Here is a 25,252-nt window from a genome sequence, read left to right as displayed (position 1 = left end):
AATAAATAGAAAATAATTTACCTTGCTACTAGCTTTCGCTAGCTTGTTGGTAGCAGCTTTATGTACAATTGGCACATCTTTATCTAACGCTTAATTATTCGTTTAGCATAGATACTAATTTAAGTGATTCACCAAAAGACTTTAATGATGAGAAAACGCATTTATATCGCCTACACAGGCGGCACAATTGGCATGAAACCTAGTGAAAATGGCTATATTCCCCAGAAACAGCATTTAACTGATGCTATTATGAACATGCCTGACTTTCACCGTCAAGAAATGCCAGAGTTTACCATTAATGAATACCAACCATTAATTGACTCTTCAAATATGTCGCCTTTAGATTGGCAGCGAATCGCCAATGATATACAGCAGCATTATAACGAGTATGATGGTTTTGTAGTTTTGCATGGTACCGATACTATGGCATATACCAGTTCGGCATTGTCTTTTATGTTAGAAAACTTAACTAAACCTGTTATTGTTACCGGCTCACAAATCCCGTTAAGCCAATTGCGCTCTGACGGCCAAGAGAATTTACTTAATTCACTTTATATTGCTGCTAACTACCCGATTGCCGAAGTTGGTTTATATTTCAACAACAAATTATTTCGAGGTAACCGCTGCATTAAAGCTTACGCCGACGGTTTTGACGCCTTTGATTCACCAAATTTAACACCATTACTCGAAGCAGGAATTAATATTAAACTGCTCGAAGGCACAATTTCATACGCAAGTACAGAGCCGTTAAAACTAGCCAATATTACCCCACAACCCATAGGTGTTGTTCATTTATATCCTGGTATTTCAGTGGAACTTATTAAAAACATAATTAAGCAACCAGTTAAAGCATTGATTATTAGAAGCTACGGTGTTGGCAATGCTCCTCAAGATCAAGCCTTGTTAGATTGCTTAAAAAACGCAAATGAGCAAGGGATCGTTATTGTAAATTGTAGCCAGTGCATTAAAGGCACGGTCAATATGAGTGGTTATGCAACCGGTGCGGCGCTAAATAACATAGGTGTGATCAGTGGTAGCGATATGACGCTTGAAGCAACGCTAACAAAATTGCATTATCTTTTAAGCAAAGACTATTCACACGCCGAAATTTGCCAACTATTACAAGCAAATTTACGTGGTGAATTAACCGTAAACAAATAAATTTAGCTTTCCAAATAATAAAGCCAGTTGCAAAACGATATTGCAGCTGGCTTTTTATTTTAGCGTTCCAAAAGCAATTAATTAACAAATATAGACTTAACTCTTTGCAATTGTTCAATATCTTGTTTATTCAACGTGCCTAGCATAAGCCATTGGTTAAACTTAGCAGGTAAATCTATGCTATTTCCCGATGACATTTGTTCTTGCATTAGGTTTACTTGCACAGCCATACGCTTTTGCTGAAGTTCTGCTGGCGAAGTTACGCCAGATAGTATTTCTAACTCTAAAGTTAATTCATCTCGGTGCGCATCTTTTTTCAAGTTAGTTAATTCCAATAGCCGTTTCTGCCATGCCTGGCTTAAGGCAGAAAAATTCTCATGACATGAAAAATCTTGTGCTTGCGAGACACTTTCTTCAATAACCTGAAAAACATTTTGCCACTGTTGCTTTTCAAGGGAAATTTTACACGCTGTAATTTTCTCAGCAGTTATCTTTTCCGCTTGGCTTATAGCTTTATCTAAACCTGACATTTTCGGTTTTTGTTGTTGCACATCTTGTTTTAATGAAGATAGTGATTGCTCAACTTGTTGTAACTGAGCTACGTTATCTGCAACTGCAAGCTCTTTTTCTAGCTTCTCAAGTAGCGCTTTAAACTCTACAAGTTTTGCTGAGGTTGCATCTTTTTCACGGGCATTTTGCTGTTCGCGCTTAGAAAAAATTTCATCATTTATTTTTCTAAAATTTTGCCATAACTTGTTTTCGACTTTATTACCGGCATAGCCAGTATCGCGCCATTGAGTTTGTAATAACTTAACTTGTGAAACCGCAGAGTATATGTCATCTTCAGCTAATAAAGCTTCAGCTTTTTCAATTAATGCCAACTTTGCTTGCTTATTCTCATGGTGAAATTGCTTAATAGCTAATTTTATTGGCTGTAAAGCACTATTAAACTGCTGATTGATCTCTTGATAGACATTTCGATCAACTTGCCCAGCACTTTGCCATTGCCTGAGCAATTTGTTTAGTTCGGTATCAAAAGCCTTAAAGTCAATTGTTGTCGCTATGTTTGATTGTTGACTTTGCAAGTCATCAACAAGTTTTTGCGCTTGCACTAACAACGACTTTCTTGCCTGTAAATGCTGTTCACGTAATTTTTCTTGTTCTGCAAAGTATAAACGACACGGTGCGAATGCGGTTTCACAAAGCTGATTAAATTCAAAATTGAGCTCTTTTTCAGCATCATCATCAGCATGACCTAAACTATTCCAGGTTTTTCGGTATTGCTTTACTTTTTCAGCTTGCTCATTTGGATTATCCAATGGTGTTTCGACAATCGCTTTTATTTCAACCAATAACTGCTGTTTACGAGGTGTAGCAATATAATGTTCCCAATCTGCCAAGTCAGCAATTTTTTCACTAACGTTATCAAATTCTCGCTGAAGTCTTTGTTGTTGCTGCTCAGACAAAGCAGAAAAAAGTTGCTTAACCTTTTTAAAGACCCCAAAAGCGGCATTATATTTGCCAGCGCCAATTAAGCGCTTTACGTCATGCAATTTCTTTTGGGTAACTGAAAACTCCTGTTTTTGCGCTTGTTGTAGTGGTTTTAATGCTTTACGCCAGTTTTGCTGAATTTCTTGCGAGGCATTTTTAATTGACTCTGGCAAACTACCTGCGGAAAGTTTTTCCGCGTTTTGCCAATCAGCTAACCAAGCTTGATACGTTGGCAGGCGCTCATTCATTTCTTCAATATTGCTTGGTAATGCTAATTGCGAAACTTTAGATATTAAATGGGTTGCATCACTTACCGACTGAGCTATTTCGGGCAATTGTTGTAGCTTTTGCTGCTGTTGACAAATTTTTGCAATGAAAGTGTTTTGCTCGTCTTTATGTAAAGGCGAAGCCATAATTTCACTGGTAAGCTTGTCGAACACCGTTTGATATTGTTGCTCATCAATCTCTTCACTTTCAAAAATGCTAGTGGTCAGGGTTTGATCAACTATCGTTAACGTTTTGTCAAAGTGTATTCGACTTTTTTGTTTATCTGCTTCTAACTTTCTTACAAGCTCAGCCTGTTCGAATTGTTCGGCTTTTACTGCAAAAAGTTTCGTTAGACTTTCAATTATGCCCTGCTGTTTATTAATAAACTCTGTACTTACCTCATTTGCTAAACAATCAAAGGTTTCAACAAGAGCAAACCATTCACTTTCAAGCGCTTGTCGCTTTTTAATATAAAGCACATAATCACTTTGATCTTTTAGCGCTTGTAACTTAGCTAAAACTAAGTTTACTTTTTTTGTTAAAATTATCGGCTGTTCTAGTGCAAACTGAAGCGCTGAAACTTTTTCTTCAATTTGCTTAGCAATAGCCTCATTAGTTGCTTTTTTCTTAAGTTTTTCTAAGGTGACTAAGTCATCTACTTTATCAAGAATATACTGCTGAACTTCGACATTTTGCTTTTGTTCGAATAAGCTAATTAGCAGCTGTGGTTTTAAATTTGTTTTTGCTTTTTGTTCATTCGCCGATGTTTTACTGGCTAATTTTTCAAATAGCGTAATGATCAGCTTTGCTTGTTCTGCAATCTTTAGCCAGTTTTCGAAAAAACTGAAATAATTATAGTTAGCAATATAATCTAACTTTTCTTGCTCAGTAACTTTTATGGCATCTTGTTCAGTTAAAATTGCTTCAACTTTCTTTTGGGCATACTGCTTTATTTTTGCCATTGAATTCTCTTGGCTGTGCATTAACCAAGATTGAAAACTTGCCAGTTTAATTAGTGCTGCACGTCTTACATTTTCACTATCATCATAAAGTGCTAATTGCGAAATAATGTCATAATCTTCAGGTGTGTTAATCGACAAACTATTATTTATCGCTTCAACTCTTACAACACTGTCTTTGTGTTGCCACTTCTTTTTTAAAAACTTGGAAAAAATCATAAATCGGAAAACCTAGCAATACTATTGCTATCTTCTGCTTGTGGGAAATCTGAACGTAGTTCACTTTTTGTTTTTATTATCATTTCGCCTTTCGGACCAATTGACAATGTTTGATCTGAATTTAAATGCTTCGACTGGTATGCCATGGTAATTTGTACGGCTGACATTTGCTGTTCTTTGTCTACTGATGTTCCGTCAGGCCATTTGCCAGTTTCAGCGGCGCATTTCAAACGTAAATACATTTCTTCTGACATATTGTCGACTAATTGAATGATATCCATGGGAATCTCTTTAACTACAATTTATATATTTAAAATAACTAACGACTTCGTTTAATCAATATCAAGCGAACACGGGTTACTATGTATAAAATAAAACCAAGCACAGCACTGGTGATTGAAGCAATATATTGCCAAGTGCCGGGTTGCGCGTTCTGCCAATACAAAAATAGAAAACCACCACAAAATAACAACATAGCGATAAACGAATGATTCATTAGTTGTTGCGACTTTTCTACCGCACTGACTTTTTTAAGTTGTGCAATTTTATCTGCGTCTAAATTACTCATATCAAGTTGACAGTGAGAGCAAGTTTTTGCTTTATCAGAAATTTTCTTTTTACAACTTGGGCAATTAATTACGGCCATATATTCACCTTTATTTCGATAGTTTATTTTACCTAAAAAAAACGCCCTTGCGGGCGTTTTTCTTCAATAAATAGTATTTATTTATTATTTTTTTGTTCTAATCGTTTTTGCCAGAAATCTGCATTTTCAATTTCTAACGATTTTGGATCAAAAGTATATTCTTCCACCCCTTCTTTTTGTTGACGCTCGTAATCCTTTAGCGCTTTCACTGCTGGCTTAGCCATAAAGAAAATAACGATAATGCCAATGATGTTTAACCATGCCATCATGCCAACACCTACATCACCCATACCCCAAGCAACATCTGCAGCTTTTACTGTACCGTAGAATGTTGCAGTCATGATCAACACCTTTAATAAAAAGGTAAGTGCTGGGAAGTTAAAGGTACGTTTAATGTACGAAACATTATTTTCAGCGATAAAGTAGTAAGCTAAAATGGTGGTAAAGGCAAAGAAAAATAGTGCCACGGCAATAAATGGCTTACCAAATCCAGATAACATACTTTCCACTGCTATTTGTGTATAAGCTGGACTGTTAGCCGCAATATCACCAGCAATATTTTGCACAATAAAGCTTGCCTCACCTTCCAATTGCACATTATATGACTGGGTAATTAAAATCATAAATGCTGTTGCTGAACAAACAAATAACGTATCAATGTATACTGAAAACGCTTGTACTAAACCTTGTTGTGCCGGGTGAGCAACTTCAGCCGCCGCAGCAGCATGTGGACCTGTACCTTGACCTGCTTCATTTGAGTATACACCACGTTTAACGCCCCAACCTATAGCAGCACCTACACCAGCCATAGGTGTGAACGCATCACCAATAATCAACATAAAAATATCAGGTAAGCGATCAATATGTAGGAAAATCATCACACAAGCGATAATAATGTATGCAAGTGCCATAAACGGTACAACAACCTGGGTGAAGTTGGCAATACGTTTAACACCACCAAAGATAATAAAACCAAGAATCATGACAATAAATACAGCTGTATATAATTTAGTCATTGCAATTGGACCCAGTGCTGTATCTAGCATGTTTCCTGTACCAAAAACCATAGTTACCGCTTCACCAATACTGTTTGACTGCACAGTTGGCAATAACGCACCACAAGCTAAAATAGTCGCAATAGCGAATATCCATGCGTACCATTTTTGTCCCATGGCTTTTTCAATATAATAAGCTGGACCACCACGGTATAACCCGTCTTGCTCTTCTTTGTATATTTGCGCATTGGTTGACTCAATATAAGCAGTTGCAGCACCAAAAAATGCTACCACCCACATCCAGAAAACCGCGCCCGGGCCACCAAAACCAATGGCCGCAGCAACACCAGCAATATTACCCGTACCAACACGGCCAGATAATGAAACGGCTAACGCTTGGAACGAGGAAATACCTTGTTCAGAGCTTTTTCCAGATAACAACAGACGCCACATTTCTCGAAAATGACGAATTTGTACAAAACGGGTTATAACAGAAAAAAACAAACCTGTGCCCAAACAAAGATAAATCAATGCTGGGCTCCAAATTATGCCATTTAAAGTATTTACTATTTCTTGCACGCTAGACTCCTGATAATTATTATTTTTCTAAAGTTAAATTTGCGTTGTAAAGTGTTGTTAAATCGAATGACGCCTTAGCGTAAGTCGTCAACAACATGATAAATAGCGGTTAAAAAGTCACGTCCAAATAAACTACTACGTTCATCAGACCAGCCTACACTATAATCAGGTAACAATTCATTATCTTTAAATGGCATTTCTACGGTATACGCTAAACATTTAAATTGCTCACCAACCCAGTTCGAACAAACGGTTAAGTTCGCTTGGCCGGGTTCGTCTTTGTCGTAACCTTTATCATCTTGGAACTCTGGTGTGATAGCTAATAATATGTTTTTAAACTTTTCTTCCAAGCCTTTATGACGCTCGTCATAAGATGGAATACCTTCACAACCTGCAACAAAGTTAAACGGCAATGCTTCATCACCATGAATATCAAGGTGCATATCAACGCCAGTTTCAAGCATTTTTTCTCTAACTAAATAAACTTCAGGGCTATTTTCCATAGAAGGATTTTGCCACTCGCGATTTAAGTTTACGCCATTGGCGTTGGTACGAAGGTGACCACGTACTGAACCATCTGGGTTCATATTTGGAACCATGTAAAATACAGCATTATTCAGTAAAGAACGCGCAACGCCGTCGTCTTCATCCAATAAACGGTCAATAAAGCCTTCCATAAACCATTCAGCCATAGTTTCACCCGGATGTTGACGGGCAGTTAACCAAATTACTTTTTTACCTTCGCCTTCTTCACCAACTTTTAATAGCGAAATATCTCGGCCATCTATGGTTTGCCCTAACACTTGTAACTGACAATCAATGTCTAATTGCGCGCCGTGAATTAAATCTTGATGACGCTCGTAACTATACGGCGCAAAATAAGCGAAATAGGTAGAATCATGCTCAGGTGTGAAGGTAATCGTTAAATTTTCACCGTCAAACTCGGTAGGAACTCGAAACCAAGTTTGTCGATCATAAGAAGCAACCGCTTGATAATTTTTCCAACCTTCAACATATGCTGATTTACCTGCATTGGTTAACTTCATTACATGTTCCGTATGCTCGGTATTATGCAGTTTAAAGTGGAACCATTGGTAGAATTCTGATTGACGATCTTTCTTGATCGCTAGTTGAATATCTGTAGGGTTTTGCGCTGAAATGACTTCGATATTACCTGAGTCGAAATTTGCTGAAATTTGCATAAGGTGTTCTGCTCACTATTATTTTGATAGCCTTAGTGTACACAAACACGGATTAGATCAGAAGACTAAAAACTCCTTAAATACAGGCCAATTTCCGAAGAATAGCCAAGAGAACGTGCAATGATTGTATTTTCTTCATCTAAAACATAGTAACTTGGGTAACCCATGACTTTATAATCACTTTTTACCGTTTCATTTCCTAATGCCACAGGAAAGGTCAATTGATGATTCATGGTAAATTTTTTTACTTGCTCAACATCAACAAAATCTAATGCGACCGCGATAACATCTAAGTTGGGCGTTTTTTGATAAACATTTTGCAAATTATCAATACTTAAATTACATACTTGGCACCAAGGAGCAAAAAAATAGACAATGGTTTTTTTACCATTAGCCTGTAAGTCGATTGGTTTATCCATAATTGTTTTTAATTGATGTGTTACTGGCACAACATCATTACTCGATGACAACATGCTGGTTTCACGTAACATGGCAACGGCATTAAAAATAAATAAAAAAACAATAACTTGAATTAAAATGCTGCGAATCAAAAGCGAATACATCCTAAAAGATAAAAACGATATTTACTAAGACCTGATTAGTGATTTTTTTGTTCATTATTCTTAATAAAAATTTAATCGTTTATGAAATATAGCTCAGGTACTTTAAACAAAAAATCCAATACCTAAGTATTGGATTTTAAGTTTTAACTAGCCGTTAATATTAAATCTAGCTAATGTTAGTACAACCATTCATGTATGGTTGTAACACTGTAGGTACATTAACGCTACCGTCCGCTTGTTGGTAGTTTTCTAATACCGCAACAAGTGTGCGCCCTACTGCTAAACCTGAGCCATTTAAGGTATGCACAAGTTCTGGCTTGTTAGTTTCGCTATTGCGGAATCTTGCTTGCATTCTGCGCGCCTGGAAGTCACCCATATTTGAACAAGATGAGATTTCACGGTAAGTATTTTGTGCAGGTAACCATACTTCAATATCGAAAGTTTTCGTGGCACTAAAGCCAATATCACCAGTACAAAGTACAACGGTACGATACGGTAATTCTAATTTTTCTAGAATTTTTTCAGCATGACCGGTTAACTCTTCTAAGGCTTTAAAAGAGTCTTCTGGCTTAACGATTTGCACCATTTCAACTTTATCAAATTGATGTTGGCGAATTAATCCACGAATATCACGACCGTATGATCCGGCTTCACTACGAAAACATGGCGTGTGTGCACACATCTTAATCGGCAGTTCTTGCTCTTCAACAATTTCGTCACGCACTAAGTTGGTAAGTGGCACTTCTGCAGTTGGGATCAATGAGAATTTTTTACTGTTTAAATCCGTATGAAATAAGTCTTCACCAAACTTCGGTAGTTGGCCTGTGCCGTATAATGAATCTTGATTCACTAAGTAAGGCACATACATTTCTTGATAGCCGTGCTCTTCACTGTGTACGTCAAGCATAAATTGCGCAAGTGCACGATGAAGTTTAGCGATTTGGCCACGCATTACCGCAAAACGCGTACCAGCAAGCTTAGCGCCACTTTCAAAATCAAGACCTTTATCAAGAGCACCAGCAACATCAACGTGATCTTTTACTTCAAAATCAAATTCACGAGGCGTACCCCAACGTTTAACTTCAACGTTGTCGTCTTCGCTAGCACCCACTGGCACTGATTCATGAACCAAATTCGGGATAGCTGAAGCGATATTATCAATTTTTGCAAGAATTTCACTTTGCGCTTCTTTCGCCGCTTCTAATTCATCACCAAATTTACTTACTTCAGCAAGTAAAGGTTGAATGTCTTCACCACGCGCTTTAGCTTGTCCTATCGACTTAGAGCGAATTTTACGCTGATTTTGTAAATCTTGCGTTTTCATTTGAATAGCTTTACGTTGTGCCTCCAACTCAACTAGTTGGGCGGTATCTAACGTGTAGCCTATTTTGGCAAGTTCAGCTGCTGTGTTTTCTATGTCTGTTCTAAGTAGTTTTGGATCAAGCATGATATGTCACGTGTTTTCTTTGTTATTTACTTATTAAAAATAGATACAATAAACATTCCTAATGCCGCTGCGAATATACATAAGCTGACATTTAGTAAAACATTTACTGACGCTTTTATTACATCACCTTGCTGAATTAACAACAAGGTGTCTAATGAGAAAGTTGAAAAAGTGGTAAATGCGCCTAAAAAGCCAATACCAATTAGCGTTCGATATACGCCAACTTCAATGATACCTTGTTCAATTAACCCATAAAGTGCCCCCATGATCAGGGAGCCGGAAATATTAACCGCCAACGTCGCAAAAGGGAAACCTTTTCCGAGCCAATTTAAAATTAATTGTGAAAAATAAAATCGTAAACTTGCACCACTGGCACCACCTATGGCAATTAATAAGTACAAGGTAAAGTTACTGACGGGATTAGTCATAACGACGTTTACTACTTTGTTGGTCTAACTGATTCAAATAATTTAACTTCTCACGTAATTGTTTTTCTAAACCACGGTCTGTTGGCTGATACAATACGGTATTAGCAATATCTTCAGGAAAATAGTTTTCACCGGCGGCAAAAGCCCCAACTTCATCATGCGCGTAGCGATACTCGCTACCATGACCAAGCTCTTTGGTAATTGCACTGGTAGAATTTTTCAAATGTATTGGTACATCTAAATCACTGGTGGCTTTAGCTAGAGCCTTTGCTTGGCTAAATGCGCTATATACGGCATTACTTTTTGGCGCCAGCGCCATATAAACTGTAGCTTGAGCTATAGCTCGTTCCCCTTCAGCAGGGCCAACGCGTTGAAAAGTATCCCAAGCATTAATGGCTAATTGCATCGCTCTTGGGTCAGCATTACCGATATCTTCACTGGCAATCGCTAATAACCGACGTGCAACGTACAAAGCATCGCCACCACCAGTTAGTATTCTTGCATACCAATACAAGGCAGCGTCAGGGTTTGAGCCGCGAACAGATTTATGAAAAGCGCTGATCAGATCGTAAAAGGCATCACCACCTTTATCATATAGCGCTATTTTGTTACCGGCGACTTGAATTAACTGCTCTTTGGTTAACGTTTGCTTGTTGTCGTTGACAGGAGAAATTTCTAAACAATTTTCCAGCAAGTTTAATAAACGCCTAGCGTCACCATTAGCGAGTGCGATTAATTGTTTTTTAGTTTCAGCAGAAATATCAACGTCAACTTGATTACTTTCTTTTTGATAATTGAGTGCCCTTGCTAAAACATTACTTAGGTTGTCTTCACTGAGTTTTTTTAAAGTGTAAACCCGCGCTCGCGACAAAATCGCTTGGTTAAGTTCAAAGGCCGGGTTTTCGGTTGTTGCGCCAATGAAAATAATGGTGCCGTCTTCTATATGAGGAAGAAAAGCATCTTGTTGGCTTTTGTTAAAACGATGTACTTCATCAACAAACAATACTGTGCGGCGTTGCTGGTGAATGGCTCTACTTTTGGCATTTTCAATGGCTTGACGAATTTCTTTAATGCCTGAGGTAACAGCAGAAACACGTTCAATATCAGCATTGGCATGATTAGCAATGATTTCAGCAATAGTTGTTTTACCTGTGCCTGGTGGGCCCCAGAAAATGATGGAATGTACTTTACCTTGCTTAATTGCCGTTGGTAGCGGCATACCTTCGCCAAGAATATGCTCTTGCCCCTCATATTCCTCTAGTGATTTTGGCCGCATTTTCGCGGCCAAAGGTTTAAAGGTGTCGTTTTCGGCAAATGCTAAATCTAGCGAGCCATTAACGTTGGTCATCTAAGTAAACACCTTCGGGCACGGAAAAACTAAACAAATCAGCATTAGGTTTATGGTTATGCTCTGATAATGAGATAATACTTAACTGCCCTGTGGCATCAAGAATATTAAAGGCAATAAGTTTCTCTGAGTTATTGCCAGTTTCGAACGCTAATTCTAAAGACTTAACACGAGAGTTTTCATTCTTTGCTTGTATCAAATAGCGATTATCAGCCAATTGGCTAACATTATAATCTTGCCATAGTTTTGGGTCGTTATTGGTGATCAATAAAATCGGGGTATTGGCAATTGCGTTTTCTAAGGTATAAACACTAACTTGTTCTACAAATGGGTCATAGAACCATAAGTTGCTGCCGTCAGAAACAATTATAGACTCATCAGGTAACTTAGTTTCCCAGTTCACCAAATTAGGTTTACTGACTGACAATTGGCCACTACCTTGTTGTAATTCGGTACCATTTTCATCAAATATTTTTTGGCTAAATTTGGCACTAAAAAAGTCTATTTTTGCCAGTTTAGCCATTAATGCCGTTTTGCTATCTGAACTATTATTTTGCACAGCATCTAGCTTTGCATTTGCACTTTCAATTGTCGTCATTGCATTTTTTGCTTCAACATTACTCGCAACTGAATTTTCAGTAGCTAGGCTTGGTGTTGATAATACGGCATTAAATAATGTTGCAACAACAACACCATTTTTTATCAAATTCATTCTTTTTTGCACCTTAGTTTTCCTTAATTGGCGGTGGCGCTAAAACTTCTCGAGCACCATTATTACCCGGTCTACTTACGACACCTTGTAATTCCATTTGTTCAACAATGCGCGCTGAGCGATTGTAACCAATTCTAAATTTACGTTGAATACTGGAGATTGATACCCTGCGTGATTCAGTAATAAAAGCTAAGGCTTCATCATAAAGTGCATCTAGCTCTTCTTCACTGCCCCCTTCTGGTTGTTCACCTGGTAATAAAATTTCTTGTTCGGTATCGCCAGATAATATCTCCTCGATATAATTTGGCTCTGCGCGTGACTTCCAGTCGCTAACAACCGCATGAACTTCATGATCATCAACAAACGCACCATGAACACGAATTGGCACTGCTTCACCAGGAGGCAAGTAAAACATATCCCCCATGCCTAATAATTGTTCTGCACCTTGTTGGTCAAGAATAATACGTGATTCAATACGTGACTGAACACGTAATGCCATTCGGGTTGGAATATTAGCTTTAATTAAGCCGGTAATAACATCAGCAGAAGGTCGCTGAGTTGCTAGTACTAAATGAATACCAGCGGCGCGGGCTTTTTGAGCAATACGTGCAATAAGCTCCTCAACTTTTTTACCAACAATCATCATCATATCGGCAAATTCATCAACAATAATCACTATTGCCGGTAATTTTTCCAATGTTGGTGGTGTTTGTGTAAAAGCGTCACTTGGCTGCCATAATGGGTCAATCATAGGCTCGCCATCAGCAATGGCTTGCGTTACTTTCTCGTTATAACCTTTAAGGTTTCGCACACCTAATTTAGACATTAACTGATAACGGCGTTCCATTTCGCCAACACACCAACGCAAGGCATTAGCTGCTTCTTTCATATCGGTTACAACTTCTGAAAGTAAGTGTGGAATGCCATCGTAAACCGAGAGTTCAACTTGCTTAGGGTCAATCATGATCATACGAACATCTTCTGGTGAAGACTTATATAAAATACTGACGATCATGGTATTAACCGCAACAGATTTACCCGAACCTGTGGTACCAGCTACTAGCAAATGTGGCATTTTAGCTAAATCAGCAATCACGGGATCACCTGATATATCGCTACCAATAGCCATAGCCAAATGAGACTTTGATTGCGCAAATTTCTCATTAGAAATAACTTCTGAGAAAAATACCGTTTCTCTGTGCTTATTTGGTAATTCTATGCCAATAACTGACTTACCTTCAATAACCTCAACAACTCGAACGCTTTTTGCCGACAATGAACGCGCTAAATCTTTTGAAAGATTAGTTATTTTACTAACCTTTACACCTGGTGCTAAATTTAATTCAAAGCGAGTGATAACAGGGCCTGGGAACACATCAACCACATCGGCCTTAATACCAAATTCAATTAACTTTGCTTCAACTAAACGTGAAACTTTATCTAGCTGTTCTTGGTCAATAGGATTTTTAACTTTATCAGCACGATCAAGTAAATCAAGTGACGGCATATCAGCATAATTTGGCTCTGCTGGCTTATCATTTTCTAATTGCTGATAAATTTTATCATGTAGAGTTGTTGGCTCATTAACAACAATTTTTTCAACTGGTTCAAATGCCGCAGCTATTTCATCATCACTCACATGTTCTTGTACATTAATAGCTAGTGGCTCACCCATTAATTCATCAATATCAACAAATGGCTCTTGTTCACGGCTGTTATAAGCACTGTCATCTTCACTTTTAGCAAATAAACTTTCATGTTCCTCTTCACTAAGTGCCGCTAAAGCTTCTTTCACTTCTTCAGGCTCTTCATCAAATGGAATGTAATGCTCAGTAACCTTATCTTCAATAGACATTTTTTCGTCAAGGTTATTTGCCAATCCGGCAATATCTGCCTGTGGTTTTTGATTAGTTATTGATTGAGATTGTTCGCCATTGACAAGTTTGTCGCCGCCAGTACCCAAGTGATGCTTAAGCAAGGCTGGTAGTGCAATAAGGTACTCCAATGCAAGAATGGTATATTCACCGATACGATCAATAATTTTAAGCAATGAAATACCAGTCAATAAGACAAAGCCGGAGCCACAAAAAGTTACAAACAATAAAGTACTACCCACAAATGACAAATAAGGTAGCAAGGAATTACTCAGCACATCGCCAAGAATTCCACCGGCAGAAAAATAGAAAACATCATCAAAATTCATACTGGCAATTGAGGTGATGCCAATATAAAACAAAATAAAGCCGATAAATTTTAAGCCAAGTGTCAGGTAGTCTAATTGGATTAATCGGTGATACTTTTGAAATAATAACCAGCCAGTAATTGCTATTACAAATGGCAGGCTATATGCAACGAGCCCAAATAAATTTAATAATAAATCAGAGAAATAAGCGCCGATTGCACCGCCCATGTTTCTAACTGGGGTTTGATAACCTGTTTGCGACCAACCAGGATCGGCGGGGTCAAAACTAAATAACGCTAGCATAATAAACATAGCAAAAACACAAGACACTAACAGCCCTGCTTCGAGAAGACGCTGAACGCCATTTAACTTGGGAGTTGGAGAAGACAAATAAACACTCTTGAAAAAGTTATCATGATAGTAAAGGTAAAATACCAAACATTAGTTAAAAATTAAATGTTATTAACGTTTAATTGGTAGCGCGTTAGAGGATTTCACTTCTTCCATTACCACATAGGTTCGACTTTCACTCACTGCTGGCAGCCTTAATAACGTATCTCCGAGTAATTCACGATACGCAGCCATATCAGCAACACGTGTTTTCAATAAGAAGTCAAAATCACCAGAGACTAAATGACACTCTTGAATAACGTCAAGCTCATGTACTGCCTTAGAGAAGTCGTCAAAAACATCGGGGCTAGTTTTAGTTAAGGTAATCTCAACAATAACCAATAATGCCGCTTCAAGCTTGTGTGGATTCAAACGCGCTTGGTAGCCTAATATATAACCGTCTGTTTCTAACCTTTTTACTCTTTCTAAACAAGGAGTTGCACTTAATCCAACTCGCTTTGATAATTCTATGTTCGATAATCGACCATTTTTTTGTAGTTCAACTAAAATGTTTTTATCAATTCGATCAAGTTTTTTTACAGATGAAGACGACATTTATATTATTCACTAGTTTAGTCACTATTTACAGAATTATATCCTAATAAAATAAAAATAACGACAGGTTAATCCGTAAAAAACTCACTATACTAGTTTCATATTTTTGAGGAGAGATAGAACTATGATTATTGGTGTACCAAAAGAAATAAAAAACCACGAATACCGCATTGGCTTAACTCCAGCAGGCGTTAAAGAATTAATTGTAAATGGCCATGACGTTATCGTTGAAAATAATGGTGGTGCAGCAATCGGTTTTGATAATGAACAATACATTACAGCCGGTGCAAAAATTATCGATTCTGCAGCAGAAATTTTCGCAACTGCTGACATGATTATAAAAGTGAAAGAACCACAGCCAAATGAATGTAAAATGCTTCGCCCAGGGCAAGTATTATTCACTTACCTACATTTGGCACCAGATCCACAACAAACAGAATTACTTGTTGCATCAGGCGCTACATGTATCGCTTATGAAACAGTTACGCAAAACGGTGGTGGCTTACCATTACTGGCACCAATGTCAGAAGTTGCTGGTCGTATGTCAATTCAAGCCGGCGCACACGCATTAGAAAAAGCCCAAGGCGGTTTAGGTGCATTACTTGGTGGCGTACCAGGTGTTGCCCCAGCTAAAGTACTAATTGTTGGTGGTGGTGTAGTTGGTACACAAGCCGCTCGTATGGCGGTCGGAATGGGCGCTGATGTTACTATTTTAGATCGCTCATTACCTCGTCTTCGTCAACTTGACACAGAGTTTGATGGCCGCTTAAAAACGGTTTACTCGACCGCAGACGCAATGGACCAACTAATTGTTGAAGCTGATTTAGTCGTTGGTGCGGTATTAATTCCAGGCGCTGCGGCTCCTAAACTAGTTACTGCTCAACATATCAAGATGATGAAAAAAGGCGCAGTAGTAGTTGACGTTGCAATTGACCAAGGTGGTTGTTTCGAAACTTCAAAAGCGACAACCCACCAAGAGCCAACGTACGTTGTTGATGACGTAGTACATTATTGTGTTGCTAATATGCCAGGTGGTGTAGCTCGTACATCAACAATGGCGCTCACTAATGCCACTATGCCATTTGCTGTTACCTTAGCTAATAAAGGTGCCAAACAAGCTATGCTAGATGATAAACATTTAATGGCTGGTTTAAACGTTTTGGGTGGAAAAATTACCTACAAACCTGTTGCTGATGTTCTTGGCTATGATTATGTAGCAGCAGAAGATGCAATCGCGACACTTTAATTAGCTCGATAAGTTATCTAAAGCCGTTATTTTTAATAACGGCTTTTTTATTTATTACTGCTATTTACTGTGTCTAATAGCAGCATATACAACACACGCTTGGCTGTTCTTTTCGCTTTACAGTACAACAATTCGTAACATTAAGCTTGCAGTTTGGCGAAATTGGTAATTATTTATAATTATTTCTTTGTTGCTCTCTTGAGATATTCCCTTAGAATCCCAACCATTAAAACATCAATATATTTTCTTTTGGAGTAGTTCATGAGCGAAGCAAGACATTGCCCGTTACTCATTTTAGGTTCTGGCCCTGCCGGTTACACAGCCGCTGTATATGCAGCAAGAGCAAATTTAAAACCTGTGATGATCACAGGCATGCAACAAGGTGGCCAATTAACCACCACAACAGAAGTTGAAAACTGGCCTGGTGACGCTGATGACCTAACAGGGCCAGCACTAATGGAACGCATGCAAAAACATGCCGAAAAATTTGATACTGAAATTATCTTTGATCACATCAATGAAGTTGACTTTAGTGAAAAACCATACAAGTTAAAAGGTGATTCAGGCTCTTATACATGTGACGCACTTATTATTTGTACTGGCGCATCAGCACAATATCTTGGTTTACCTTCTGAAGAAGCCTTTATGGGCAAAGGTGTATCAGCATGTGCAACTTGTGATGGATTCTTTTACCGTAACCAAAAAGTTGCCGTAGTTGGTGGTGGTAACACCGCTGTTGAAGAAGCGCTTTATTTATCAAATATCGCGTCAGAAGTTCATTTAATTCATCGTCGTGATACTTTCCGCTCTGAAAAAATATTAACTAAGCGTTTAATGGACAAAGTCGAAAATGGCAATATTGTCTTGCATTTAAACAGTACCTTAGACGAAGTGCTAGGTGACAATATGGGTGTTACAGGCGTACGTTTAAAAGATACGCAATCAGATAACACCAAAGAGTTTGATGTTATGGGAGTGTTTATCGCTATAGGACACAAGCCAAACACTGATATATTTAAAGGCCAGCTAGATATGAAAGATGGTTATTTAACTATTCAAAGTGGCACTAACGGAAATGCAACACAAACAAGTATTGAAGGCATTTATGCCGCTGGTGATGTTGCTGATCATATCTATCGTCAAGCAATTACGTCTGCAGGCGCTGGTTGTATGGCAGCGTTGGATGCTGAACGTTATCTTGACGCTAAAGGCAGCCACTAGGCAATGAGCAGAGCTCTTCCATGGTTATCTGTGGATAGCTCTGCTTTCCCTAAATTATCAAGTGCCTTAACAGAGCCAAATGGTCTACTAGCATTTGGTGATGATCTTACCCCAAACAGAGTAATCCAAGCCTATCACAACGGAATATTTCCGTGGTTTAGTGACGGCGAGCCCGTAATGTGGTGGAGCCCTGATCCCCGAGCTATTATCAATATTGATCAGCTAAAGGTTAATAAGACCTTGAGAAAGTTTATCAAAAAACTACCTTATCAAGTCTCTGTCAATAAAGACTTTCAACAGGTGATAGAGCACTGTGCAGATGCTCCTTTTCGTAAGGAGGAAACATGGATAGTACAGCCGATGTTAACTGCATATCAGGAGTTACATCGCTTAGGATACGCACATTCTATTGAAGTTTGGCTTGAAGATAAACTCGTTGGCGGCCTATATGGTGTTGCGATTAATGGTTACTTTTCAGGTGAATCAATGTTTTACAGTGAAAGTAACGCATCGAAAATAGCCCTCGTCTACCTTGCTGAGCTGCTAAAACTTATTGGGGCGAGTTTTATAGATTGTCAAATGCAAAACCCTTTTCTAGCATCTATGGGCTGTATTGAAGTAACGCGAGAGCATTTTATTCAGCGACAACAACATGCCAAACAACTAACTATACCAAGTGATTTTTGGCAAGCTCGGCAATTAACCTAATCTATTGCTGATACTGCCTGTATTTCATTGGCGAAAACGACACTGCAATTGCGTCCTTTAGCTTTAGCTTCATAAAGCGCTTTGTCTGCACGAGAATAAATAGATTTCTCGTCATCTCCGGTTTTATAAATTGCGCCACCAATACTAACGGTTAACTGGTTAGAAACCTCAGAATTAGGATGAACAATAGCTGCCCTTTCAATATTTCTTTGAATTCGCTGACAAATATTATTGGTGCTTTGCCAATCAACATCAGGAATTAGAATAGCAAACTCTTCGCCGCCTAAACGAGTTACAGTGTCGGTTTCTCTTTGAAAAGTATCAGTCAATATTTGTGCTATTTTAGTTAGGCATCTGTCTCCTTCCGGATGACCAAGGCTATCATTAAACTGTTTAAAAAAATCGACATCTAAAATAAGTAAAGAAAAGCCCAATTTAAAGCGGTGTGCACTCGCTAATGCAGAAGCCATAGCCATTCTAAAACCTTTTCGGTTTTGTATCTGGGTTAAATCATCAATTATATTAAGACGTTGTAACTGTCGTTTTAGCATTTCATTTTTAACGACATGATACTGCCCTTTTAGTAACAGTTTACGAATAGTGCGCATAAATAGCACAAGTAATACAGGAAACTTGATAACAGTTATAACCAAGTCTAACGCTGAAATAGCTAAAACTTGCATTTGCAATGCTAAATACGTCGTAGTGAGTACAGATGAAGAAATAAGTAAAAGGCTAAAGTGAGAGTAAAATCCAAGTATGGTACAAATAAAGCCAATAACAATTAAATCTGATGCAGATTCAATTTCTCCCCATTGATGAAAAATAATAAAAGCTAAATTAATCCAAGCAATAGATAGCATTATTGACGCTAAAAAAAATTTCTTATGGTTTATCGCCTTCTCTAAAAAATACTGGGCAGAATATATAAGACAGACAATAGAAAGCGAAAAACTAATTGCAGTGCCTAGTTTTAAAGCTGCATTATCAAGGACAAGATATAAAGTTACGATAGCTTGAAAGAAGGCAACTAAGATAAGCATCCATTGAATGCTAGAACGATTTACTGTGTGTTGAATTTCATTGGCGTATCCCTTCCATTCCGCAGATTCTTTCAATGAATAAATACCTTGTTTAAATTAAACTGATGGATTGAGGCGATAAATTTTAACATAATTAAACTTTAGTATAGAAAACAATTCCTGGCAAAATTATACATTAATAACAATATCTTGACTGTTAGATTACACAAAAATCACGTAAAAATTACCAATCGTCATTTGCTATAATGATAACAAATAGTGACAATTTTCATGTAAATAAATGTTAAATTTATACTGAATAATGAAATGGTAAACTTAAGGTAATAAATGAATTTAAATTACAAACTTGGAATTACTAAAGCTTTTCCTTGTAATTATTTACCAAACCAGCAAGAGCGTTTACTGGTTGCGGTTGACCAACTATTACATGACAGTGAACATTATAGTTGGCTAATGCAGCAAGGCTTTCGACGTAGCGGCAATGATATTTATCGCCCTCATTGTGTATCGTGTCAAGCGTGCCAGTCAATTCGAGTGATCAATGCTTTATTTAAACCATCAAAAAGCCAAAAACGTTTACTAAAACGTTGCCAACATTTTACCGTAAATTTAAGTTATGAAATAAAACCTAACTACTACTCATTGTATGAAGAATACATTAACAACATACATTACGATGGCAGTATGTACCCAGCGACTCCTGAGCAATTTAAAAGTTTTACAGATAATGATATTACCGAACAAATTTTTATCGAAATTTGGCACGACAATAAATTAATTAGTGTTGCCGTGACAGATGACATACCTAATGCGTTATCAGCCGTTTATACCTTTTATCACCCTGACTATCGAAAATATGGTATTGGTGTGCTCTCCATTTTAAAGCAAATTGAAATATCACAGCAATTAGAACGCGAGTTTCTCTATTTGGGATATCAGATAGATGACTGTAGCAAAATGAATTATAAAAACCGCTACAAGCCTCATCAAATATTAGTAGAAAATCAGTGGAAAACAGTAAATAAATAACACTATAGCTTTACTTTAGCGTTGCAATTCGGCATTATCTGCGCAGCTTTTTATTTACGCACTAATTTAGAGGTTTGGCGCCCAATGGCGAAAGAAGAAAATATTGAAATGCAAGGTACTGTTTTAGATACTTTGCCAAATACTATGTTCCGAGTTGAATTAGAAAATGGTCATGTTGTTACCGCTCATATTTCTGGAAAAATGCGCAAAAACTACATCCGTATTTTAACTGGCGATAAAGTTACTGTTGAATTAACTCCGTACGACTTATCTAAAGGCCGTATTATCTTCCGTGCTAGATAAAAAATAATTCATTTTTAAAAAACGCTTTATGTTTAATTACTAAAGCGTTTTTTTATGCCTGTTGTTTAAGGAGCAATTTAGTTTTTATTTTGCTTTTTATTAAAGACAAAAAAACCGAGCATTGCTCGGTTTTTTGTTTGCAGATATTAAATTAAAAATCTAATGCTCTACTAACTCTTTTTTTGACTCGTAGTTAATAGCAAGTTTGTCTTTTTTAACAACAACTTTTGCAATACCACCTTGTGTTAATTCACCAAATAACAATTCATTTGCTAGAGGCTTTTTCAATTGCTCCTGAATTAACCGCGACATTGGCCTTGCGCCCATGGCTTTATCATAACCATGTGTAGCCATCCATTTTTTAGCATCTTTGGTGATCTCTAAAGAAACCCCTTTTTCATCTAATTGCACTTGCAGTTCAACAATAAACTTATCTACAACCTGCTGAATAACCTCGTCACTTAAATGATTAAACCAAACTATGTTATCTAAGCGGTTTCTAAATTCAGGTGAAAATACCTTGTTAATTTCTTCCATGGCATCAAGGCTATTATCTTGCTGCTTAAAACCAATAGATTGTTTGGTCGTATGGGCAACACCCGCATTAGTTGTTAGTACGAGTACAATATTCCTAAAGTCTGCTTTGCGGCCATTATTATCAGTTAATGTACCGTGATCCATCACTTGCAATAAAATGTTGTAAACATCTTCATGGGCTTTTTCTATTTCATCTAATAAAACAACCGCGTGTGGGTTTTTAATAACAGCATCCGTCAATAAACCACCTTGCTCATAGCCAACATAGCCAGGAGGAGCACCAATTAATCTGCTTACGGCATGTTTTTCCATGTATTCAGACATGTCATAACGTAACAGCTCAACACCTAATACTTTTGCCAATTGTTGTGTAACTTCAGTTTTACCGACGCCTGTTGGTCCAGCAAAAATAAACGACCCTACAGGTTTATGCTCATTCCCCAACCCAGCTCGAGATAAACGAATAACTGACGATAGCTCATCAATTGCATGATCTTGTCCGAATACCACTAACTTTAAGTTTCTGTCTAAAGTTTTTAAGCTATCAATTTCAGTTGATGAAACAGATTTTTCTGGGATCCTCGCCATTTTAGCGACAATATTTTCTATATCAGTGTTACTGATCACTTTTTTGCGTTTTGACGCCGCTACTAGTTGTTGTCGAGCACCTGCTTCATCGATGACATCAATCGCTTTATCTGGTAAAAAGCGTTCATTAATATATTTATCGGATAATTGTGCTGCTGCGCGAAGCGCTTTATTAGAGTAACGAATACCATGATGGGCTTCATACTTGTCTTTTAAGCCTTGTAAAATTTTCGTGGTATCATCAACACTGGGTTCAACAACATCAATTTTTTGGAACCGGCGAGCTAAGGCACGATCTTTTTCAAATATGCTTTGGTACTCTTGGTAGGTCGTTGAACCTAAACAACGTAATTTACCTGATGAAAGTAATGGTTTTAACAAATTTGATGCATCCATCATACCGCCAGAAGCAGCACCTGCACCGATAATAGTATGAATTTCATCAATAAATAATATTGCGTTACCATCTTGCTCAAGTTCTTTTAACAGTGCTTTAAAACGCTTTTCAAAGTCACCTCGATATTTAGTGCCGGCAAGTAAAGCCCCCATATCTAGCGAGTAAATAGTCGCATCAGCTAGAAACTCAGGTGCTTTATCTGATATCACTAAATTAGCTAAGCCTTCAGCGATAGCCGTTTTACCAACACCTGCTTCCCCCACATACAATGGGTTATTTTTTCTACGGCGGCTTAATACCTGTAAGGTACGCTCAAGTTCATTATCACGCCCTATTAAAGGATCAATGTTACCCTTTAATGCTTCTTCATTTAGGTTTGTAGAAAAGTTCTCGATAGTTCTAGGCTCTTCTTCGCCTGTTTGTACTTGTTCTTCAGTACTTGAATCACCTTGTTCTATTTTAGCGATACCATGTGAAATATAATTAACAATATCTAGGCGACTGATATCTGATTTCTTTAAGAAATACGCGGCTTGAGACTCTTGCTCGCTAAATATAGCCACAAGTACGTTTGAACCGTTAACTTCACTTTTACCTGATGACTGAACATGGAAAACCGCTCGTTGCAGTACCCGCTGGAAGCCAAGGGTTGGCTGAGTTTCGCGCTCTTCTTCACCGGTTGGGATCACAGGTGTAGTATCAGCGATAAAGGCTAACAGCTCTTTTCTAAGTTTTGTCATATCTGCTCCACACGCGTGTAGAGCATCAATTGATGAAGGGTTATCTAATAGCGCCAATAATAAATGTTCAACCGTCATAAATTCATGGCGAGACTCTTTAGCCTGACGAAAAGCCATATTTAACGATACTTCTAAATCTTTATTTAGCATAGGTTACTCCAATTCAAATCTCGCGTAATTACGCTTTTTCCATGGTACATTTAAGCGGATGTTCATTGCTTGTTGCGTAATTAAGTACTTGATCAACTTTTGTTTCAGCTACTTCAGCCGTATACGTGCCACAGCGACCCTTTCCCTTATAATGTACAGCCAACATTACGTCAGTTGCTTGCTCTGAGTTTAAGTTAAAAAATCTACACAATACATCGATGACAAAATCCATCGGGGTATAGTCATCATTTAATAAAACAACATTGTACATTGGCGGTTTCTGATGTTCTTCGATTATCTCATCATCAAGAACTGCCTGATCATCTATTAACTCTTTCCATCTACTCATAATTCTATATTAGTCTGTCAGTCAAATTTTTGCTTTAAGAATTAAAAAAAATAATCACTCAAAATCACTAATATCTAGTAGTTATCACTTGACTATTTTTTTTTATTATCTACGATTTACTTGAGTGGGCGTTTTTTGTCCACTTCTGATACAAGTTTAATGCTTTGAGGAAAGCATACCTAATTACCGATGATTTTAGAAGGATGTTGAAGTATGGCTCACGGTACAGTTAAGTGGTTTAATAATGCAAAAGGGTTTGGTTTTATTCGTCCAGAGGATGGTGGTGAAGATATTTTTGCTCATTACTCTACAATTCAAATGGAAGGATACCGTACGTTGAAAGCGGGTCAAGACGTAAACTACGAGTTAAATGCAGGGCCTAAAGGTCACCACGCAGCAAGTATTACCCCATCAGAAATAGAATCAGAAAAGTAAACTCAATTATTTATTGATGGCGTAAAATAAAAAAACACAGCATTTATGCTGTGTTTTTTTATCGCTGTAGTAAGCAGGAGTATATTTACATATGTTCGATAATACAGTCACCAAATTCAGAACATGTCACTAATGTAGCGTTGTCCATTAATCGTTCAAAATCATAAGTAACTGTTTTAGCATTGATAGCCCCCGACATACCTTTAAGTAAAAGATTTGCCGCTTCAACCCACCCCATATGTCGCAGCATCATTTCTGCAGATAATATAACCGAACCGGGATTTACTTTATTTTGCCCAGCATATTTAGGTGCTGTGCCATGTGTTGCCTCAAAAATAGCGACGTCATCATTTAAATTGGCGCCCGGCGCTATGCCTATACCCCCGACTTGTGCTGCAAGCGCATCAGATAAATAATCACCATTTAAATTTAATGTCGCAATTACACTATACTCTGCAGGGCGTAATAATATTTGCTGTAGCATGGCATCAGCAATAACATCTTTAATTATAATTTCTTTACCTGTTTTAGGATTTTTCAAAGTGCACCAAGGCCCACCATTAAGTAAGTCAGCGCCGAACTCTTCACGAGCTAGTTCATAGCCCCAATCTTTAAACGCACCTTCTGTAAACTTCATGATATTACCTTTGTGTACTAAGGTTACCGATTCACGATCATTGTCAATTGCATATTGAATAGCTTGTCTAACTAAACGTTGCGTACCTTCTTTTGACACGGGCTTAATACCAATTCCACAGTTTTCCTTAAAGCGAATTTTTGTAACCCCCATTTCTTCACTAAGAAACTGGATCATTTTCTCTGCTTGCTCAGTGCCCGCTTGATATTCTATACCGGCATAAATATCTTCTGAGTTTTCACGAAAGATAACCATATCTACTTCACTTGGCTTCTTCACTGGGCTTGGCACACCAGTGAACCATTGTACTGGGCGCTGGCAAACATAAAGATCAAGAATTTGTCTTAAAGCGACGTTCAAAGAACGCATACCACCACCAACGGGCGTTGTTAGCGGCCCTTTTATGCCAACCTTATATTCTTTAAACATGTCTAACGTTTCATCAGGTAACCATGTTTCTGAGTCATACATTTGCGTCGCTTTTTCACCAGCATAAACCTCCATCCAATGAATTTTCTTGTCGCCTTTATAAGCTCTAGCTACCGCTGCATCGACCACTTTCATCATTGGCGGTGTTACGTCTACACCTATACCATCTCCTTCGATAAAAGGAATTATAGGGTTGTTTGGCACATTTAAAATGCCATCTACTGAGGTAATTTTATCGCCTGCGCTAGGAACATTTACATGACCCGACATATGAACTCTCCTAAATTACTAATGAA

Annotated in this window: 23 protein-coding genes; 7 read left to right on the top strand and 16 right to left on the bottom strand. The window is 37.8% G+C overall.

The window, feature by feature from the left end:
• Nucleotides 1–144: 144 nt before the first annotated feature.
• Nucleotides 145–1,161 carry an asparaginase gene (gene ansA / locus AC27HL_RS15075; protein ID WP_487081868.1) on the top strand — a complete coding sequence of 339 codons (1,017 nt, stop codon included), beginning with the start codon at nt 145–147 and terminating at the stop codon, nt 1,159–1,161.
• 77 nt (nt 1,162–1,238) lie between these two features.
• Here the strand turns inward: ansA and AC27HL_RS15070 are convergent, their stop codons facing one another.
• From AC27HL_RS15070 to lrp, 12 genes are all read right to left on the bottom strand, one after another.
• Nucleotides 1,239–4,097 carry a DUF349 domain-containing protein gene (locus AC27HL_RS15070; protein WP_487081867.1) on the bottom strand — a complete coding sequence of 953 codons (2,859 nt, stop codon included), beginning with the start codon at nt 4,095–4,097 and terminating at the stop codon, nt 1,239–1,241.
• Nucleotides 4,094–4,378, bottom strand: a complete 285-nt coding sequence (locus tag AC27HL_RS15065) for a YeaC family protein (RefSeq protein ID WP_487081866.1) — start codon at nt 4,376–4,378, stop codon at nt 4,094–4,096. The genes AC27HL_RS15070 and AC27HL_RS15065 overlap by 4 nt, the downstream gene beginning before the upstream one ends.
• 38 nt (nt 4,379–4,416) lie before the next feature.
• Nucleotides 4,417–4,743 (bottom strand): zinc ribbon domain-containing protein, encoded by a 327-nt coding sequence (locus tag AC27HL_RS15060; RefSeq protein WP_487081865.1) that lies wholly within the window; start codon nt 4,741–4,743, stop codon nt 4,417–4,419.
• Between the two features lie 77 nt (nt 4,744–4,820).
• A complete protein-coding gene (locus AC27HL_RS15055; protein WP_487081864.1) occupies nt 4,821–6,317 on the bottom strand; it encodes an alanine/glycine:cation symporter family protein in 1,497 nt (498 codons plus the stop codon).
• A 74-nt stretch (nt 6,318–6,391) separates the two neighbouring features.
• Nucleotides 6,392–7,519: a M14 family metallopeptidase gene (locus AC27HL_RS15050; protein ID WP_487081863.1), complete on the bottom strand. Its 1,128-nt coding sequence runs from the start codon at nt 7,517–7,519 to the stop codon at nt 6,392–6,394.
• Nucleotides 7,520–7,584: 65 nt separating this feature from the next.
• Nucleotides 7,585–8,070 (bottom strand): TlpA family protein disulfide reductase, encoded by a 486-nt coding sequence (locus AC27HL_RS15045; RefSeq protein WP_487081862.1) that lies wholly within the window; start codon nt 8,068–8,070, stop codon nt 7,585–7,587.
• A gap of 178 nt (nt 8,071–8,248) precedes the next feature.
• A complete protein-coding gene (serS, locus tag AC27HL_RS15040) occupies nt 8,249–9,529 on the bottom strand; it encodes a serine--tRNA ligase (RefSeq protein ID WP_487081861.1) in 1,281 nt (426 codons plus the stop codon).
• 26 nt (nt 9,530–9,555) lie between these two features.
• Entirely contained in the window at nt 9,556–9,957 is a 402-nt protein-coding gene (crcB, locus tag AC27HL_RS15035; protein WP_487081860.1) for a fluoride efflux transporter CrcB, read from the bottom strand.
• Nucleotides 9,950–11,305 carry a replication-associated recombination protein A gene (locus AC27HL_RS15030; protein WP_487081859.1) on the bottom strand — a complete coding sequence of 452 codons (1,356 nt, stop codon included), beginning with the start codon at nt 11,303–11,305 and terminating at the stop codon, nt 9,950–9,952. The genes crcB and AC27HL_RS15030 overlap by 8 nt, the downstream gene beginning before the upstream one ends.
• Nucleotides 11,292–12,017 (bottom strand): outer membrane lipoprotein periplasmic chaperone LolA, encoded by a 726-nt coding sequence (gene lolA, locus AC27HL_RS15025; protein WP_487081858.1) that lies wholly within the window; start codon nt 12,015–12,017, stop codon nt 11,292–11,294. The genes AC27HL_RS15030 and lolA overlap by 14 nt, the downstream gene beginning before the upstream one ends.
• A gap of 13 nt (nt 12,018–12,030) precedes the next feature.
• A complete protein-coding gene (locus AC27HL_RS15020; RefSeq protein ID WP_487081950.1) occupies nt 12,031–14,511 on the bottom strand; it encodes a DNA translocase FtsK in 2,481 nt (826 codons plus the stop codon).
• A gap of 150 nt (nt 14,512–14,661) precedes the next feature.
• Nucleotides 14,662–15,144 carry a leucine-responsive transcriptional regulator Lrp gene (gene lrp / locus AC27HL_RS15015; RefSeq protein WP_487081857.1) on the bottom strand — a complete coding sequence of 161 codons (483 nt, stop codon included), beginning with the start codon at nt 15,142–15,144 and terminating at the stop codon, nt 14,662–14,664.
• Nucleotides 15,145–15,268: 124 nt separating this feature from the next.
• Between lrp and ald the strand changes: the two genes are divergently transcribed.
• The 3 genes from ald (at nt 15,269) to aat (ending at nt 18,319) form a co-directional block, all read left to right on the top strand.
• Complete coding sequence (gene ald / locus AC27HL_RS15010) at nt 15,269–16,390, top strand: alanine dehydrogenase (protein ID WP_487081856.1); 1,122 nt, start codon at nt 15,269–15,271, stop codon at nt 16,388–16,390.
• Nucleotides 16,391–16,651: 261 nt separating this feature from the next.
• On the top strand, nt 16,652–17,611 hold the full coding sequence (gene trxB / locus AC27HL_RS15005; RefSeq protein ID WP_487081855.1) for a thioredoxin-disulfide reductase: 960 nt from the start codon (nt 16,652–16,654) through the stop codon (nt 17,609–17,611).
• A 3-nt stretch (nt 17,612–17,614) separates the two neighbouring features.
• The gene (aat, locus tag AC27HL_RS15000; RefSeq protein WP_487081854.1) at nt 17,615–18,319 is read left to right on the top strand and encodes a leucyl/phenylalanyl-tRNA--protein transferase; all 705 of its coding nucleotides are present in this window, start codon (nt 17,615–17,617) and stop codon (nt 18,317–18,319) included.
• On the opposite strand, the gene AC27HL_RS14995 is transcribed toward aat, so the two are convergent.
• The gene (locus AC27HL_RS14995) at nt 18,316–19,437 is read right to left on the bottom strand and encodes a GGDEF domain-containing protein (protein WP_487081853.1); all 1,122 of its coding nucleotides are present in this window, start codon (nt 19,435–19,437) and stop codon (nt 18,316–18,318) included. The two genes, aat and AC27HL_RS14995, sit on opposite strands and share 4 nt — an antisense overlap.
• Before the next feature lie 252 nt (nt 19,438–19,689).
• On the opposite strand from AC27HL_RS14995, the gene AC27HL_RS14990 reads away from it, so the two are divergent.
• Together AC27HL_RS14990 and infA are read left to right on the top strand one after the other, a co-directional pair.
• The gene (locus AC27HL_RS14990; protein WP_487081852.1) at nt 19,690–20,391 is read left to right on the top strand and encodes an arginyltransferase; all 702 of its coding nucleotides are present in this window, start codon (nt 19,690–19,692) and stop codon (nt 20,389–20,391) included.
• 84 nt (nt 20,392–20,475) lie between these two features.
• Nucleotides 20,476–20,694, top strand: coding sequence for a translation initiation factor IF-1 (infA, locus tag AC27HL_RS14985; RefSeq protein WP_011043571.1), 219 nt, complete (start codon nt 20,476–20,478; stop codon nt 20,692–20,694).
• A gap of 159 nt (nt 20,695–20,853) precedes the next feature.
• Here infA and clpA read toward each other — a convergent pair whose 3' ends face one another.
• Both clpA and clpS read right to left on the bottom strand, forming a co-directional pair.
• Complete coding sequence (gene clpA, locus AC27HL_RS14980; protein WP_487081851.1) at nt 20,854–23,106, bottom strand: ATP-dependent Clp protease ATP-binding subunit ClpA; 2,253 nt, start codon at nt 23,104–23,106, stop codon at nt 20,854–20,856.
• A gap of 28 nt (nt 23,107–23,134) precedes the next feature.
• Nucleotides 23,135–23,455, bottom strand: coding sequence for an ATP-dependent Clp protease adapter ClpS (clpS, locus tag AC27HL_RS14975; RefSeq protein ID WP_487081850.1), 321 nt, complete (start codon nt 23,453–23,455; stop codon nt 23,135–23,137).
• A gap of 213 nt (nt 23,456–23,668) precedes the next feature.
• On the opposite strand from clpS, the gene cspD reads away from it, so the two are divergent.
• A complete protein-coding gene (gene cspD, locus AC27HL_RS14970; RefSeq protein ID WP_487081849.1) occupies nt 23,669–23,890 on the top strand; it encodes a cold shock domain-containing protein CspD in 222 nt (73 codons plus the stop codon).
• Nucleotides 23,891–23,975: 85 nt separating this feature from the next.
• On the opposite strand, the gene icd is transcribed toward cspD, so the two are convergent.
• The gene (icd, locus tag AC27HL_RS14965) at nt 23,976–25,226 is read right to left on the bottom strand and encodes an NADP-dependent isocitrate dehydrogenase (RefSeq protein ID WP_487081848.1); all 1,251 of its coding nucleotides are present in this window, start codon (nt 25,224–25,226) and stop codon (nt 23,976–23,978) included.
• Nucleotides 25,227–25,252: the final 26 nt, after the last annotated feature.

The organism is Colwellia aquaemaris (assembly GCF_057548755.1).
Note: the sequence above shows the minus strand (reverse complement) of the source record. Positions and strands in the feature narration are given on the sequence as shown.